Annotated in this window: 17 protein-coding genes and 1 pseudogene; 10 read left to right on the top strand and 8 right to left on the bottom strand. The window is 56.3% G+C overall.

Annotated elements, in window-relative coordinates:
* The first annotated feature begins 13 nt into the window (after nt 1-13).
* The 3 genes from OHL11_RS08060 to OHL11_RS08050 all read left to right on the top strand — a co-directional run bounded on the left by OHL11_RS08060 (nt 14) and on the right by OHL11_RS08050 (nt 2,604).
* Entirely contained in the window at nt 14-1,057 is a 1,044-nt protein-coding gene (locus tag OHL11_RS08060) for an alcohol dehydrogenase catalytic domain-containing protein (protein WP_263370977.1), read from the top strand.
* Between the two features lie 181 nt (nt 1,058-1,238).
* Nucleotides 1,239-1,529: an aldehyde dehydrogenase family protein gene (locus OHL11_RS08055; protein WP_263370976.1), complete on the top strand. Its 291-nt coding sequence runs from the start codon at nt 1,239-1,241 to the stop codon at nt 1,527-1,529.
* On the top strand, nt 1,432-2,604 hold the full coding sequence (locus OHL11_RS08050; protein ID WP_317890640.1) for an aldehyde dehydrogenase family protein: 1,173 nt from the start codon (nt 1,432-1,434) through the stop codon (nt 2,602-2,604). Before OHL11_RS08055 ends, OHL11_RS08050 begins: the two co-directional genes overlap by 98 nt.
* Before the next feature lie 1,014 nt (nt 2,605-3,618).
* On the opposite strand, the gene OHL11_RS08045 is transcribed toward OHL11_RS08050, so the two are convergent.
* Entirely contained in the window at nt 3,619-4,500 is an 882-nt protein-coding gene (locus OHL11_RS08045) for an SDR family oxidoreductase (RefSeq protein ID WP_263370975.1), read from the bottom strand.
* A gap of 70 nt (nt 4,501-4,570) precedes the next feature.
* Between OHL11_RS08045 and OHL11_RS08040 the strand changes: the two genes are divergently transcribed.
* A complete protein-coding gene (locus tag OHL11_RS08040; protein WP_263370974.1) occupies nt 4,571-5,287 on the top strand; it encodes a TetR/AcrR family transcriptional regulator in 717 nt (238 codons plus the stop codon).
* A 589-nt stretch (nt 5,288-5,876) separates the two neighbouring features.
* Here OHL11_RS08040 and OHL11_RS08035 read toward each other — a convergent pair.
* Entirely contained in the window at nt 5,877-6,692 is an 816-nt protein-coding gene (locus tag OHL11_RS08035) for an NADPH-dependent F420 reductase (RefSeq protein ID WP_263370973.1), read from the bottom strand.
* 133 nt (nt 6,693-6,825) lie between these two features.
* Between OHL11_RS08035 and OHL11_RS08030 the strand changes: the two genes are divergently transcribed.
* Nucleotides 6,826-7,527 (top strand): TetR/AcrR family transcriptional regulator, encoded by a 702-nt coding sequence (locus tag OHL11_RS08030; protein WP_263370972.1) that lies wholly within the window; start codon nt 6,826-6,828, stop codon nt 7,525-7,527.
* A 258-nt stretch (nt 7,528-7,785) separates the two neighbouring features.
* Here the strand turns inward: OHL11_RS08030 and OHL11_RS08025 are convergent, their stop codons facing one another.
* The 4 genes from OHL11_RS08025 to OHL11_RS08010 are packed head-to-tail and all read right to left on the bottom strand — an operon-like array spanning nt 7,786 to nt 11,046.
* Nucleotides 7,786-8,793, bottom strand: coding sequence for an amidohydrolase family protein (locus tag OHL11_RS08025; protein WP_263370971.1), 1,008 nt, complete (start codon nt 8,791-8,793; stop codon nt 7,786-7,788).
* Nucleotides 8,777-9,742 (bottom strand): MFS transporter, encoded by a 966-nt coding sequence (locus tag OHL11_RS08020; protein ID WP_263370970.1) that lies wholly within the window; start codon nt 9,740-9,742, stop codon nt 8,777-8,779. Before OHL11_RS08020 ends, OHL11_RS08025 begins: the two co-directional genes overlap by 17 nt.
* The gene (locus tag OHL11_RS08015; protein WP_263370969.1) at nt 9,730-10,050 is read right to left on the bottom strand and encodes an MFS transporter; all 321 of its coding nucleotides are present in this window, start codon (nt 10,048-10,050) and stop codon (nt 9,730-9,732) included. Before OHL11_RS08015 ends, OHL11_RS08020 begins: the two co-directional genes overlap by 13 nt.
* Before the next feature lie 54 nt (nt 10,051-10,104).
* Nucleotides 10,105-11,046: an AraC family transcriptional regulator gene (locus OHL11_RS08010; protein WP_263370968.1), complete on the bottom strand. Its 942-nt coding sequence runs from the start codon at nt 11,044-11,046 to the stop codon at nt 10,105-10,107.
* A gap of 137 nt (nt 11,047-11,183) precedes the next feature.
* On the opposite strand from OHL11_RS08010, the gene OHL11_RS08005 reads away from it, so the two are divergent.
* From OHL11_RS08005 to OHL11_RS07995, 3 genes are read left to right on the top strand one after another with little or no spacing between them, the layout of a single operon-like run.
* Nucleotides 11,184-12,167: an aldo/keto reductase gene (locus OHL11_RS08005; protein ID WP_317890635.1), complete on the top strand. Its 984-nt coding sequence runs from the start codon at nt 11,184-11,186 to the stop codon at nt 12,165-12,167.
* Between the two features lie 45 nt (nt 12,168-12,212).
* On the top strand, nt 12,213-12,995 hold the full coding sequence (locus OHL11_RS08000) for an SDR family oxidoreductase (RefSeq protein ID WP_263370967.1): 783 nt from the start codon (nt 12,213-12,215) through the stop codon (nt 12,993-12,995).
* A 2-nt stretch (nt 12,996-12,997) separates the two neighbouring features.
* Nucleotides 12,998-13,309 (top strand): putative quinol monooxygenase, encoded by a 312-nt coding sequence (locus tag OHL11_RS07995; RefSeq protein WP_263370966.1) that lies wholly within the window; start codon nt 12,998-13,000, stop codon nt 13,307-13,309.
* Between the two features lie 189 nt (nt 13,310-13,498).
* On the opposite strand, the pseudogene OHL11_RS17330 reads toward OHL11_RS07995, so the two are convergent.
* Together OHL11_RS17330 and OHL11_RS07990 are read right to left on the bottom strand one after the other, a co-directional pair.
* Nucleotides 13,499-13,639 (bottom strand): annotated as a pseudogene (locus OHL11_RS17330) (YdeI/OmpD-associated family protein); the annotation flags it as partial.
* Between the two features lie 438 nt (nt 13,640-14,077).
* Complete coding sequence (locus OHL11_RS07990) at nt 14,078-14,494, bottom strand: DUF1761 domain-containing protein (protein ID WP_263370965.1); 417 nt, start codon at nt 14,492-14,494, stop codon at nt 14,078-14,080.
* A 178-nt stretch (nt 14,495-14,672) separates the two neighbouring features.
* Between OHL11_RS07990 and OHL11_RS07985 the strand changes: the two genes are divergently transcribed.
* Complete coding sequence (locus OHL11_RS07985) at nt 14,673-15,140, top strand: MarR family winged helix-turn-helix transcriptional regulator (RefSeq protein ID WP_263370964.1); 468 nt, start codon at nt 14,673-14,675, stop codon at nt 15,138-15,140.
* Nucleotides 15,141-15,207: 67 nt separating this feature from the next.
* Entirely contained in the window at nt 15,208-15,606 is a 399-nt protein-coding gene (locus OHL11_RS07980) for an SDR family NAD(P)-dependent oxidoreductase (protein ID WP_263370963.1), read from the top strand.
* Nucleotides 15,607-15,788: the final 182 nt, after the last annotated feature.

Genomic DNA, 15,788 nt, shown 5'->3' with positions numbered 1-15,788 from the left:
CGGAGGAAGATACATGCGAGCTATCCAACTGAAGGGCATTGGAGATCTGGTTCAGACCGAAGTGCCGAAGCCAAACATTGTGGCGGGGCAGGTGCTGCTCCGCGTCACCGCCGCCGGCATTTGCCAGACCGACGTGCACATTCGGCGATCCACCAAGCGGATGATTCCGGACGGGACCATTCTGGGCCATGAGATTGCGGGAGAGATCGTCGACATTGCCGACGACGTACAACGCTTCTCGATCGGTGACCAGGTTGTCGTCCATCCGGTATGGTCCTGCGGCATCTGCCGCATGTGTGTTGCGGGCCAGGAGAACGCCTGCCGCAACACCGGGGGGCGGTTCTATCCACCACCAACGCCCGGAGTTTCCGTGAACGGGGGCATGGCTGAGTACGCTGCGGTGCCGTCATCTGCGCTGGTGCCGGCTGCAGGCCTCGACCCGGTCTTTGCAGCCGTCCTTCCGGACGCGGGCCTGGTTCCGTACCATTCGATCGAGGCGGCCAAAGACCTGCTCCGTCCAGGAGCGACGGTCGTTGTCATCGGCATCGGAGGGCTGGGACAGTTCGCCATCGAACTCCTCCGTGAACTGACGGGAGCAACAGTCATCGCTCTCGACATCAAGGACGACCTGCTCGCCGCCATCAAGGATAAGGTCTCCTACGCCTTCCGCTCCGACGATCCGGCGGTTGCCGCGCAGGTGCTGAAGGTAACCGAAGGCTACGGTGCGGACGTGGTCTTCGACATCGTAGGAAACACCGCCACGCTGGCGTTAGCTGCTGCGGTCGTTGCTCCTTACGGAGCCATCCGCGCGCCGGGACTCAGTAACGGCGTCTTTCAGTTCGAGACGAACCAGCTGTCCACCTCGCTTCCATGGGGCGCTTCGATTACTCGCCCGTATAGCGGGACGCACAAAAACCTGCACGACCTTGTAGCGCTAGCAAAGACCGGAAGGATCAGGGCAAACCTCACCCCGTACACCTTCGATCAGGCTCTCTTGGCACTCGATGATCTGGAGGCCGGAAAGATCAACGGCCGTGCGGTCATCAAGATGAGTTGAACAGCTTCAACGGTGAACCGGGCCTGGATCTGATCTCGCGCCGCGCTGTCTCTTCCGTCAGAGACACAACGATGGCCGAATCTGTGCGTCGGCCCAGCTAGGCGGAACGCGCGTCAGCGAAAATGCAGCCGGCTTAGCTTGTTCACAACCAATGGAATGAATCGAAAGGAGGATAGCCTCTATGACCTATCAGACAATCAATCCCAATGACGATGTGTTGATCAAGAGCTTTCCGGAACATAGCGACGAACAGATGGAAGAGATCATCGCTCGGGCTCAGTCGACCTACGAGAACGACTGGAGCCGGAAGACTCTGGCTGAGCGCAGGACGATTCTCAAGAAGGCGGCTTCGATCCTACGGGAAGACGTGACGAATTTGCCAAACCCATCACTCTCGAGATGGGCAAACTATTCCGGGAAGCGCGGGGCGAAGTGGACTCAGTGCCGACATCCTGGATTACTACGCCGATAATGCCGAGGCACTTTTTGCACCCGAAAAGCTGAAGGTGGAGGAAGGCGAGGCCTATGTCGAGAGTGCACCGCTGGGCGTGATCTTCTGCGTCGAACCTTGGAACTGCCCGTACTACCAGCTGGCGCGGGTCGCAGGGCCGAACCTCATGGTGGGCAATACGCTTATCGTGAAGCACGCCCCAAACGTGCCACAGTGCGCTCTAGCATTCGAGAAGCTGTTCCTTGATGCCGGTGCTCCCGTCGGAGCTTATAGCAACGTTTTCCTCTGGAGTGAGCAATCAGCTGTAGCGATCGCGGATACGCGCATCAAGGGAGTGGCTCTGAGTGGTAGCGAAAGGGCTGGCGCCGCAGTCGCCGCAGAGGCAGGCAAAGCGCTCAAGAAGAGCACGATGGAATTGGGCGGCAGCGATGCTTTCATCGTGCTCGACGATGCGGACATGGATACGGCCATCAAGTGGGGTGTTTGGGGCCGTATGAACAACACCGGCCAGTGCTGCGTGGCTGCTAAGCGGTTCATCCTTGACGAGAAGATAGCGGATACGTTCGTCGATCGATTTAGAAAAGAGCTAGAAAAGCTCGTTCCCGGCGACCCGATGGAAGAAAAGACGACACTTGGGCCATTGTGCACCGCTGGCGCTCTCGATCTCGTCCAGCAGCAGATCAAGACCGCTGTAGATGGTGGCGCGAAAGTGCTGAACGGAGGACAGCGTTTGGACCGGAAGGGATACTTCCTCGCCCCGACGATTCTGACCGACATCAAACCGGACAATCCTGCTTATTATCAGGAGTTCTTCGCTCCCGGGGCCCTGATGTTCCGCGTGAAGAACGAAGAGGAGGCGGTGACGCTTGCGAATGATTCCCCGTACGGTCTTGGTGGAACTGTGATCACCAAAGACATAGAGCGTGGGAAACGAGTAGCCCGACAGATCGAAACCGGAATGGTCTTTATCAACCAGGCAACATGGACCGCTCCGGATCTGCCATTCGGCGGAGTAAAGAACTCGGGGTATGGCCGTGACCTTTCTGATCTTGGCATCGGTGAGTTCGTGAATAAGAAATTGATTCGCGTCGCCTGAGCGGCGCGACTGGGACCGTTTGCAGGAAGCTACCGAGTTAGGAGCCTCACCCGTTTGCATACTGCCAAAATGTCCGCGTCACTCATGAGCTATGTACAAACTCGTGGGTGACACGGATCTTAGGAGTGATCCGTGGGCTCGTGACGAGAAATCCCGCCGCTCCAGATTCGCTGCCGGTCCTATCGCTATGACCTGTCGCCTGAACCGATGGTTGCTCCAAAATGCGATATGGCGTAGGAACAGAATGCAAAATCTGGGAACATCATGGGAACAATATCCTTGTCCACCGGAGTTTTCAGAGCTTATGGAGCGACCAGAGCCTTAATGATTCAATAAGTTAGCAGAACGGTCGATTATGGCATGGAAGAGGTCATCGGTTCGATCCCGATCAGGTCCACCAACAATCTCAAAAGCATAGGGCACCCTCCTTTCAGCGACTCCATCGCATCCTTGCACGAAATCTCGACTTCGCGATTCCAACGGACTTTGGCTTGGCTGCTGTGTTGTGCCTGTGTAACGCCGGGTTTGGCGTTTTCCGGGGCGGCAGTGTCCTTTTTGTGCGGGTCAAGTCTGCGTGAATCGAGTTGATTGCCACAGGGACTTCAGGTGCCAAAGTCTGGATGTAGATAGCCGACTACGATGCGGTCTTTAATCCCATCCGGGCCGCGCTCCGGGCGACAAACGGAACAATCGGTAGATCCAGCGATTGCTGGCGCAGCCATCTTCAAATTCCTGAACGCGCCGGCGCCGCCTCTGCATCTTCTGCTGAGGTCGGATGCGTCCGACTATGTACAGAAGGGCCCGGACGCATTTCGCAGTGAGTTCCCCTCCTGCGAGTCGATAACTCGATCGCCGCACTTGAAAAAACGGCGCGGGCCATTCGTCGCTTCGGAGAGGTTCGATCATCGTGAACCTGACCGGGGCTTGATCTGTAATGAGAAGTCGGCTTGCTAGAGGCGATGCGGTTCAACTTCAGAGAACGGCGTTTCTCGTTATCTATCAGGCTGGACGAGCTTAATGAGCTTGCGGCACACCGCCGTTGGTCAGATATGGCATAAGAACGGCTTGGTACTCGGCGGGCTTCCGCATCAACACCCTTTCGAGTGTTGGGGTGACGATATTGAATTCGTTGTCATGGATAGCTGCGAACATGGAGAGCAGCATGCCGACCATGGGCTCCGGAAAGCCGCGTTGCAGCGCAGCTTGACGGTAGGTCTCTGCGGAGATCAGTTCGAAAACGACTTCGCGGTTAAGGGCACCTGCGGCGAGCCCCGCGATCTCGGCGAACGTGTAGGTCCGGGATGCGGTGAGTGGAGCGGTGATCCCCTGAAACAAACTTGTGTTGATCAGGGCAGAGACCGCAGCCTGGGCGAGATCGTCCCGCAAGGTCCAGGACACGTTGCCATCTCCGGGGAGCGCGAGCTTGCCTGTGGCCTGGATGCCGCCCAATTGGTACAAAGAGGATTCCGCATAAAAGCCGTTGCGCAAGGAAACGAAGTCGACACCGGAAGCCTTCAGGAGTTCCTCGGTAGCCGCATGGTCACGCGCAAACGCCACCTTGGAGGTAGGGCTTGCAGCCTGATGACTCGTGTACAGGATGCGCTTTACGCCTGCATCCTTTGCAGCCTGAATCGCACTTCCGTGGAGCCGGATTGCCTCGTCACCCAGGACGTTTGCGGACACAAGCAACACCTGCTCTGCGCCATCGAATGCCGCGGCGAGGGTTGCAGGTTCGGCGAAGCTAGCCTTTTCGACCCGGATACCTTTGGCCGTCAGGCCCGTTGCCTTCTCCGGGTCGCGCACACTGACGTCCAGGTTCGATGCCGGCACTCTGCTGATCAAACCCTCCACGACCTTGCGTCCGTAATGACCTGTTGCTCCAGTGACGACAATCATCAATAACCCCCAAATGTTTTCAACGATAACAGTATGCTGTATCCTATGTAAACACGTGGAGAATGATCTTATGCGAAACGCTTCGGGCACGGAGGCTCACAGGGACAAGGTGCTAAAGGTCGCCTTGGCGCTGCTGACGAAACATGGCCGAGACGCGGTAACAACGCGTTCTGTGGCCGAAGCCGCAAAGGTGCAGCCGCCTGTTTTGTATCGATTGTTTGGAGACAAGGACGGGCTACTCGATGCGGTCACCGCGTACGGCTTCTCCGGTTACCTCGCAAAGAAGCAATCGCCTGCGTCGGGCGGTGACCCTGTAGAAGGTCTCCGTGTCGGTTGGGACCTCCATGTTGAGTTTGGACTAGGAAACCCGGAGCTCTACCTACTGATGTACGCTAATCCTCGACCGGGAGCAGAAAGCCCCGCCGCGCAAAAGGCATTCGCAGTTCTTGACCAACACATGCAGCGCGTGGCGGCTGCCGGACGGCTTCGAGTGAGCGTGGCAAGAGCCTGTGCCCTCTATCACGCGGCCGCGGTGGGAATTGTGATGCTTCTGCTGTCACAAGCGCCGGAGCAACGCGACCTTGGACTGTCTGCGATTGCGCGCGATCATGCGTTAAGCGGCATCACGAACACATCACAAGCTATCTCAAGCTCAACGCTCCCCGCCGTAGCAAACCAGATGCACGCATTGCTGGGAAACCTGAGCGGAACGTCAAACGTTCTTTCAGACGCCGAACGGTCTCTCCTATTGGAATGGATGCAGCGCCTTCTAGGCTCGCCCGTTTAGTCCTTACAAGTCGGCATATCGGAAGTGATCCGACGAGGTTGTTGCCCGCTCTCTCGGGCGGTCACTCAACTTCCGCTAGCGGCGTTTCTTGCTAGCAATCACGAACTGACGAGAGCGGCATTATAGGGAGTCATGCAGGACGATCTTTATGCCTTGCTCTTGGCTCCACGATGCCAGTCTAGGAAACGGACGTACGCCAGCAACGAGCAGAACAAGGTCACCATTATGCTGATGGCAGCTGCCAAGCCACCTTCCACATGAAGACGTCTACTCGAAACGTGAACAGCTGCAAAAACGGATATGCAGGACAGAAGCACTGCTCCTAACGCCGATAGCAGAGCTTTAAGCAACGCCAAACGCCGGGATATGGGAGTGGTGTCACGGCGCTTTTGAAGCTCTAACCGACCAATGCGCTTCTGCTCTTCAGACCACGGAATACGCTAATCGTATACGGGGGAACAACTACCGCGAAGTCGGCATATGGGAAGACGCTCCCGGAGTGTTTCTCAACTGGCGAGAACAGGTCGATGCGCTCGTCGACCGCTCTCGATTAGCACGTTTGCGATTTTGCGTCACCAATCCTGTGAGGTTATGCTTCACGGGATCTGGTCAGAATGGCGAAACCCATGTGAAGGATGGCAAACCAGCTTCGAGGCTTCCACGTATCGAGACCGGCGGAGAGTCGGGCGATACGGACGAGTTCTTGCGGTGGAAAGTCAGGAGGCAGCTTTGCCATCAGCTTCGCCGCCTGGTCCCGATTCGCAACTGCTTTGGCTCGATCGGCTCTCCGCAGCAGCGCGGGCAACTGCGCGATTGTCGGATCAGGGCAGTACGCTGGCGTTCCAGGCTGATAGCGCCAGGATTCGGAGAGTGGCCCCGCATCGATCGCATCGAAACCCATCGCATCCAGCAGACCGATGACGAGTTGCTTAGCTCCAGCATCCTCTCCGGAGACTGGAAGAGCGATCCTCCCTTCCGACCCATGAGGAAGGGCCTTGTGTAGGAGGCTATCCGCAGTAATGTTGTTGAATGCTTTGATGACTGGGCGACCAAGGATGCGAGAGGTCCACTCACTCTCAACCATCCCGGCGTTTACTTCAGAGATATCTCCATCGCGTAGGGGATAGTAGTTCCCGGTATCAATGATCGGCGACGAGGCGGCGAGAGCGGAGAGAAGATTCGCGGGCAGGGAAGGAATGCTCTTCATTGGAATGGTAATGACGAGCAGATCGGCCCCGTTCGTGACCTCCGTGATGGCGACTGGCTTTGCACCCGTCTCCTGCGCGACGACCGAAAGCGTCTCTGGTCCGCGTGAGTTCGCGATGAAGACCGTATGACCGAGCTTTTGAAAGTGCTGCGCTAGCGCAGATCCAATATTGCCCGCTCCGATGATTCCAACCTGCATGTCTTTCCCCTATCGCTGCTGATGTGCGTGCGTGCCGCTGCTATGCGGAAACGACCGTTTCCCCATGAGATGCGGAAACGATCGTTGTTGATTCATTCAGTCTTCTCTATTCTTAGAGAATGGTGACGAATCAATGAAGAATGCGACGAAGGAGAGTTCCAAGACGGCCATGGTGGCTGAGAAGGATCGCCTGATCGTATTGAGCGCCCGTGAGCATTTTCTGCGGGACGGATTTTCAGGGGCTTCCATGGATGCGATCGCGCGTTCTGCGGGTGTCTCCGTGAAGACGATTTACAGCCATTTTGCAAACAAGAACGAGCTTTTCAGCCATGTCATGGTCGCTGCTTGCACCGACCATCTTCTCTCCGAGCCTCTTCCCCCTGAGGAAGCGTTGGCGAAGCAGTTTGCCTGGTTTGCAAACGCAACGCAGCCTGGGCTCGCGCGAGCGGGTGTGGAGTATCTTCAGCACCTGCTCTCGGAGGAGCAGGTGGCACTCTATCGCGTGGTGACACGAGACGCTGATCAATTCCCGGAACTGGGACAGCATTACCAGAAGAACATTGCTCGCGGCAGAACTGGCATTCTGATCGCCTACCTCAAGAGCGTTGCCCGGAAGCGGTCCTGGCTCAAACGAGATGCTGCTCAGGATGCTGCGCTCTACGAAGCCTTGCTGCGTGGTGCATTCTACGAACAAGTGTTGCATGGTCTCGTCAAAGTCAACCCGGATGCGATCGAGGCACAGGCGCGCTCCGCCGCCAGCAGGATGTGGCGGGTTCTCACGACGGAACAAAAGGAGTCCCACCGATCGACAAGGATCCAAGGCGCGACAAGGTGATCGAACGCGCACGCTGAGTCGTTACATCCCGGTCCGCACCGTGTATCGCCTTTCATCACGGCTCTCATTGCAAAGCTGACGGCTTTGCTCAGGGCTTTGCGTCTCTATTCTCGATGCAGCGGCAGAATCCATCGGGTGCTGTCCAAGGTAAGCAGACACAATTCCTGCCTATGACGCCTCCAGTTACTCGTCACACCCACGAGCCCAAATCCGCGCCGATCATGGGTCATCAGACTGGGCCGCAACTCGCGTGGAAAGCTACAGGCCGGGCACAGAAATGCGGTAGGTATGCATCGCCGTGCGGTGGAAAAGATCTGCTTTCTCGTTTGCGGTGAAGTCGCGCGTGATGTACTTCATAGCGTTCCAGACGGGAACGTACCCTGCCGAGTATCCATCAGGAGGGAAGTTGCTCTCCATCATGCATCGTTCCGTGCCGAACGCTTTGATCGCCGTTTCGACGTAGGGCGCCCAAGCATCTGCCAGTTCACGGTAACCGACCTGTTCCTGCTTCTGCTCGAAGCCGAAGCCGGAGAACGGCATGCCGAGGCCGCCGACCTTGCAGCGTGTATTTGGTCTTTCTGATAGTCTTTCCATTTCCTTCCTCCAATGCTTGAAGCGTTCGGCGCGCTCGCCGTCAGCGCCCAACTGCATGGGCATTCCAAGATGATCAAGGATGATCGTGGTATCCGGGAACGCATCGACGAGATCGATAAGGTCGGCTAATTGTGTGTGAAAGACAGTGGCATCAAAAGTCAGCTTCCGCTCGGCGAGATGACGAAACCCGTCCCGAAATGCAGCGTTCGACAAAAGTCCCTTTGGCGGCGGGGCGAGCATGAACTTGTAGGGCTCGTCGCTCGGATGATCGAGCGCAACCTGACGGAAGCCTCGCAGACGGTCTGGCGCAAGCTGAAGACCGCGATCAAACAACTCAGCGACCGCATTGCCGTGTCGTAGATCCGCGTGTCCGACGATAGCCGCATTGACGAGCGTCTTTCCATACCTTCCGCTCGCCGCGACGGCACCCACACCGTTCGCGAACTCGATCTCGCCGAGCGGACGCAGGACCTCCGGACCATCTGGGCGGAGGAAGCCAGCCGTCTCGATGTATACCGATGCGACGATATTGTGTCCAGCCTGCACATCTTCAAGGTAGTCATCGAACATGTACCGGGCTTCAGGAAGGTCAAACAGATGAAAATGAGCGTCCACTATGGGGAGTGTGGGATCAATGATGATCTCGCCGCGTCCTTCACTTCGCTTTTCCATGACTACTCACTCCTAGTGTTGAGCTCTGATATTGCTCGTTAGCACTGCGTGTCAATGTGTGACGGATGCGCGGCGCGCAACGAGTGTTGACAACACCAATGAAACACCCGCTGTGGCGAAGACTACCCTTATGCCCTTGAAGTCGAACAGCACACCACCGGCAGCCACACCGATCACGACGGCGAGGTTGGAGATGGCAACGTAGAGCCCCCCCGGCCGCTTCCGCTTCTTCCGGTGCGCTTCGCGCCATCCAGGTCGACCATCCAACAGGTAAGGTTGCGTACGCCATCCCCCAGACCACCATCATGGCGGCGGTGAAGAGCTTGTGCCCGCTCACCAAAACCAGTGCGAAGGCTGCAGTCGCCAAGGCAATCGGCATGAAGACCAGAGTGCCTTGCAACGATGCACGCAGCAGTCGAACCGAAAGCAGATTACCGATCAGGTTGGAGAGACCATAGAGAAGCAGAACGCTGGCAATCTCATCTGCACTGAAGTGTGCGATCTGCTGCAACATCGGCCGCACATAGGTGTACAGAGCGAAGTGCCCCGAGAAGCAGAGGAGCATCGTTCCGATGGCAAGCGCGATGCCAGGACGCTTGATGACGCGTAAAACCGGCAGACCACGCGGCGGCAGCGCGACCGGTAAGCGAGGCAGCGTTAACGTCTGGCCTAGTGCAGCAAGTACGCCAAAAACGGCGAAACCGAGAAAGATTGGACGCCAACCCACCTTAGTCTCAAGTGCCGTGGCCAGCGGAAGCATCGCCACGGTCGCAACCGAGACTCCTGCGAAGATGATTGCAAGCGCCTTCGAGACGTGAGATGGCGGAACCAGACGAAGAGCGAGGGCAGGCACCATCGACCACAGGCCGCCCACTGCGATTCCAAGTATCAGGCGCGCTGCAATGAGCAGCGGGAAACCTGGTGCAAAGGCCACCATCAGGTTGGACAAGGTAAGCAGAACGGAAAAAGTATCACCGCAAGCTTACGGTCAAGGCTGCGGAGCATGACGGAGATCAGCAGACTCACAACCAGACCGATGATGGCATTTGCGGAGATCGCCTGACCGGCCATCCCTTGCGTAATGCCAAGATCGGTCGCCATCGGTGTCAGAAGCCCAGCGGGCGCAAACTCCGAGGCGACCAGGCCGAAGACACCAACGAAAAGCGAAGCAACTCCTGCCCAGTTGGGTTTGTTGCTTGCAGGAATGATGCTTGGCTCACGCGACGATTGAAGCAGAATGTCACTTTCCTTACGCATGGAACATACCCGGTGCAGCTTGCGAGATAACAGCCTCAGGCGCTATGTGAAGCCTCATGCAGAAGCTCGGAGAGCTTGGATATCTCGGATGGGCGGTCGACCGAAGTGCCGACTGTATTCTCTGTTGAATTGACTGACAGTTGTGTAGCCGACGCCAAACGCTGCCGTGGTCGCGTCGATTCCCTCTACGAGCATCTGCTGCTTAGCTGCGTGCAATCGAAGTTGCTTCTGGTACTGCAGAGGAGTCATGGACGTGAGTGCGCGAAATTGATGATGCAGGGTGGAGACGCCCATGTCTGCGATCCGAGCCAAATCCTGCATTCGGAGCGGTTTCTCATAATTGCTCTTTAGCCAAGCGATTGCTTTCGCCGTCTGCCGACTGAGATCGCCCGAGGTCGCTATCGCTCTCAGACGGCTACTCTGCGGTGTCTTTAGAAGCTCGTAGACAAACTCGCGATGGAGCAAGCTGCTCAGGTAGCGAACATCATTCGGCCTGTCGAGTAGCGTCACCATCCGGCGGCATATATCGAGCAGACAATCGTTCGCTTGCCCGATTCCCAATCCGGTCCCTCTCATACGGATCTCAGGGCCGGCCAGATCAGCCTCACTGATGACCTCGCGAACGATTTGCATATTCAAGCGAAGCATCATTGCCAGAACAGGTTTCTTAGGTGTTGCGGTCACAACCTGGCTTTCGACGGGAACATCGATAGATGCCAATAAGAACGATCCAGGATCACAGTGATAGATGGTGCCTCCCAGATTGATTCGCTTATTGCCCTGAGCAAAGACACTCACACTTGGTTCATAGGACACACGATGGCATTCGTCCGGAGCGGTCTTACAAAAGAGGCTCATTGCTGGATCGACAGTGAGAGTCTCGCCTGTTGAAGGAGTGTGCGACGCAATTGCGTCTGCTAGCCCCTGCAGACAGCGCCCGCTGATAGCCGTTGATGAACGTTCACGATTCAATATGACCCTTGCGGCATGTCGCATGCCGATGTCTCTTCGAAGACAGTTTACTCAAAACAAGTCATAAACGCGCGTTCGCGACAGGATCAGACAATCCTTAGGCAGGATCGGCAAAGCTCACATTCCAATTCTTCATCCTATGGCTTGATGAGGAGAACAGCATGATGACAAAGCGTGTACTAGGCCGCAGTGGACTTGAAGTTTCGGCCCTAGGTCTTGGCTGTATGGGGCTCACGATGCAGTTCGGGCCTGCAACAGATCGAGCTGAAGCGGTGAAGCTGATCCGAGCCGCATACGATCGTGGGGTCACCTTCTTCGACACAGCTGAAACCTATGGTGCGGCCAACGAGGAGATGCTTGGTGAGGCGGTCGAACCATTCCGTTCGAAGGTCGTACTTGGCACCAAGTTCGGCTTTAAGAATGGGGATTACAAGACAGGGTTCGATAGTAGCCCGAAGCGCATTCGGCTTGTGGCGGATCAATCCTTGTCTCGGCTCAGAACCGATGTCATCGACGTGTTTTACCAGCACCGCATCGACCCTCAGGTTCCGATCGAGGAAGTTGCTGGAACGGTGAAGGACCTTATTCAGGAAGGTAAGGTACGGCACTTTGGCATGTGTGAGGCTGGGCCGGAAATGATCCGGCGTGCACACGCAGTTTTGCCTGTTACTGCGCTCCAGAGCGAGTACTCAATGTTTACCCGCGATCCCGAGGAACAAATCCTGCCCCTGCTCGAGGAACTGGGAATTGGCTTCGTTCCGTTTAGTCCGCTCGGCAAGGGTTTTCTCACGGGCAAAATCGACGACAAGACTACGTTCGCGGATGACGACGTGAGGAAAACTCTTCCGCGCTTTGCGGGCGACGCGCGCATCGCGAACCAGAAGCTGGTCTCTCACATTGGAGAGATCGCATCCTGCAAGGGCGTAACCCCGGCACAGATAGCGTTAGCTTGGCTGCTGGCGCAGAAACCCTGGATCGTTCCGATACCCGGTACGACTAAAGTCGCTCGCCTGGAAGAAAACGTGAAGGCGGCTGATCTTGAACTCACGGCACAGGATATCCAGGAGTTGGATGCTGCGCTGACAAGCATGCCGGTGCAGGGACACAGGTATAACGAGCAACTGCAGAAGCTCGTGAATCGCTAGCGCACATCAGTTCATTCGTACCAACAAATACAAGGGAGACAGCACATGGAAATGCAAGTCATGAAGGGCCGCGTGGCCTTGGTCACCGGCGCCACCAGCGGATTGGGATTCGCTTCGGCAAAGCGCCTTATCGAAGAAGGGGCTCATGTGTACGTAACAGGTCTGGACGACAAGGCACTTGCTGAGACGCAGGAAAGGCTAGGACCTTCAGCAACGGCAATTCTCGCGGACTCCGGCGTTAAGAAGGATATGAAGCACGTCGCTGAGGAAATCAAGAGGGCACACGGAAAGCTCGACTTCCTGCAGGTGAACGCTGGGCGCCTCGCTCACAATATGCCTTTGCCCGAGCTTACTGAAGAAGAGATCGATAGGACCTTCGACACAAATTTCAAAGGTGTCATTTTCACGGTTCAGACGATGCTCGACGTTTTGCGCGATGGTGCGTCAATCGTCCTGACGTCCTCGGTCACTGTCGACATGGGGTTGAAGGGCTTCGCGCACTATGCAGGGACCAAAGCAGCCGCCCGCGCGTTCGCGAAAGCCTGGACGACGGAACTCAAGGACCGTAACATCCGCGTGAATTCGATCAGCCCGGGTATCGTCCCAACCGAAGGTTTCCATACGGAACAGGGAATGAGCAAGGAGCAGATCGCTGATTATTCCGCAAAGGTCTCAAAGGACATTCCAGCGGGCCGCGTGGGAAAAGTCGAAGACATCGCCAATGCGGTCCTGTTTCTGGCTTCGGATGCGAGTGACTACATCCGTGGAATCGACCTGGTGGTCGATGGAGGCTTAACCGAGGTGTATGCGGGAAAGAATGGAGAATAGAAATGTCCGAAACCAGGCAAGAGGAACGACACATCCTTTGTGAACTCAACGCCAAGCCTGCTCACGCGAGCGAAGTGAAAGCGTTGCTTCTTCAGCTTGTTGACCCGTCCCGAAAGCAAGAAGGCAACTTGGCCTACAACGTCTTTCAGGACAGGGACGAAGCAAGCAGGTTCTATATCGTCGATGCGTGGGCGAGCGAGGCAACTTACCAAGCACATCACTCCAGCTCTCACGTAGCCCACATCGTCGAGCAGATGAAGCCTTTCCTGATCGGTAAATACACAGAAAATGTAGCGGTGCGACTCAGCGAATGATGTGGTCAAGCGTGAATACCGGCCCATCCCATGTCGGTGTTCACGCTTGCATAGTCCGACCAAGGTTCCTGAATGACTCACGGTCAGCGCCGTATGCGGTTTAGACTGCTGCGAGTTGCACCGTGCCCGCGAATCGCTGTGCAGAATCATGTTGTGGATCAGCAAGGATGGTCGTCCAATGAAAGCCGCGATTCGGCGATTTCGCGTGTCTGCTTTCTTCACCGTCTCCAAACCCCGCAAAATGTCATACCGAGCCAACTTGGACAAGGCAAAGTAGCGTTTCTTTGCCTTCGGATGCTCGTCAAGAGCAGCGGTAAGGTCAGCCGGCATTTGTGCAGTTCTCGCGGAAGAGTACGCTCGATCCCAACGCCCGTCTGCTTTTGCCGCAGCTACCACCTCCAGGCCTCTCTCCTTCATCCTGCGTAAGCGCCGTGGCACGTTCTCGGTTGACCTGCGACCACTGGCTGCGCGGCCTCCTTGGAGTCAGACGTACCAGATAAGAAGATTCGTCATAACCCAGCCCCTGTCCATCAATCGAGCCATGACAGAGAGACGAGTCGATCATATCCTGCTGCGAGACCGGCTGGAATCCTTCGCGCTTCTTTCGGAGTCTGACCCAAATTCCTGGTGCATCCATCGGTTGTTGACCGATCCACTTTTCAAGGGCTGCGCCTGTGCCGAATGCTCTGACGGGAAGTCGCGCGACCTTGCGTTTAGCCGACCTCAAGCCGTCAGTTTGCTCCATTGGGTTGCAATGGCCGCTTGCCATTAGCGCAGCAGATAAAGTGTTGCGCTGATGAGAACGCTGCTCACAAAGAAGAAACCGGCGCTGAGAAAACCATAGGCAAGAGGCCTGCGGATGTTCGGATTGATACCCATGTTGACGGCAGTGGTACCGAGGTATCCGGCTCCAACGACCGCACCGAAGCTGATCGCGGAAGCAAGGGAGGAGATGCCCCTCGCGGGCATCAACCATGCGCTGGTCACCACAGTGAGCAGCATGCATATCATCGGGCCTACGAAGTACAGGGAGGGCATCTTAGCGGCGGGATTGTGCTCGCGTCCGAGCACCGAAGAATAGACCTTTCCGAAAAGCGCAGTGAACCATACCCAACCGAGCATGCTGACGACGAAGGCTGCGGCAAGGATTGCCAGGGGGTTGATGCGAGTCATGACAGTTGGCATGTGGGGAGTCTTCTTTCATTTATTAAGCAACTGAGCGGTTGCACTCAGGAATTAGTCAGAGCTATCAATTGACAATGTACTGTCATTTCTGCGATAGTCTCATTATGACAATAAGTTGTCAATGCGACTTGCTGATGCAATTGACTCTCGACGGTGAGCACGCTTGGAGGTGATATCGATGGAGCTTCTCTCTCTACAGGACTCCGAAAACGAAGTGACGAAGTTGATCCTCAGCATCTTTCGGGTCAACGGTGCACTGCTTGTTGCCGGAGATCGCCTTACCGCTTCCATCGGCCTCACGAGCGCACGATGGCAGGTGCTAGGAGCGGTCGCGAAAGCCGCGGATCCTCTCACCGTGGCTGCCATTGGCAAGAGCATGGGTTTAACTCGCCAGAATGTACGCATCATCGTTCGTGAGCTCGAAGCTGCGGGGATGGTCCGACTCGCGGATAATCCGGCCCACCAGCGCGCCAGCCTCGTGAGGCTCACACCGAAGGGGAAGCGAGCCAACGCTTCCGCGAGAGATCTGCAGGGTCCGTTTACGGATGCGCTGAGTAAAGACCTCGACCCATCGCGCATCGCCAACTGCGTCGATCTCCTGCATACCCTGTACGCACGACTGAAAAGCCACAACGAGGAATCGTAGTGCTGTCATCGGCTTCATTTAACACAAAGGAACAACAGGCGGTCAGACCGCCGAAAGGGTTAGCAACATGCAAAAGGTATGGTTTATCACTGGTGCGAACCGTGGACTTGGCCGCGCGTTTGTTGAATCGGCTCTTGAACGCGGCGATCAGGTCGCTGCTACCAGCCGCAATCTCCAATCCGTTGTAGACCTGAGTGAGAAGTATGGCGATCTCGTTCTTCCCCTGAGCCTCGACATAACGAACAGGGAAGCAGTCCAGAAAGCAGTCCGGCAGGCAAAGGAGCATTTCGGCTGTCTAGACGTTCTCGTAAACAACGCGGGCTTCGGCACATTTGGAGCCGTTGAGGAATTAAGTGAACAGCAGCTTCGCCAGCAGTTCGAGGTCAACGACTTAAGACATGGAAAGAGTGGGAACACGTTTCAACAGCTGAGGGGCTGGGGGAAGCCTTCCCCGGTTGAAAACTGACGATGCAGCTAAAACGGAAGTGCGTCGCCGTTACGGACGGAACAGCAGGCATCAAATCGCCGATGCACGCATCGACCAGGTTGGTAACGCGGCGTCGACAGCCCAATCTGCGACTTCTGGGACGGAATGACGTTTCATGCAAGGAGCCGACTGTAAACGAACGTGGTTGTCATCCATAACTT

The sequence above is a fragment of the Granulicella cerasi genome (assembly GCF_025685575.1).
GTDB classification, from domain to species: Bacteria; Acidobacteriota; Terriglobia; order Terriglobales; family Acidobacteriaceae; genus Granulicella; species Granulicella cerasi.
Note: the sequence above shows the minus strand (reverse complement) of the source record. Positions and strands in the feature narration are given on the sequence as shown.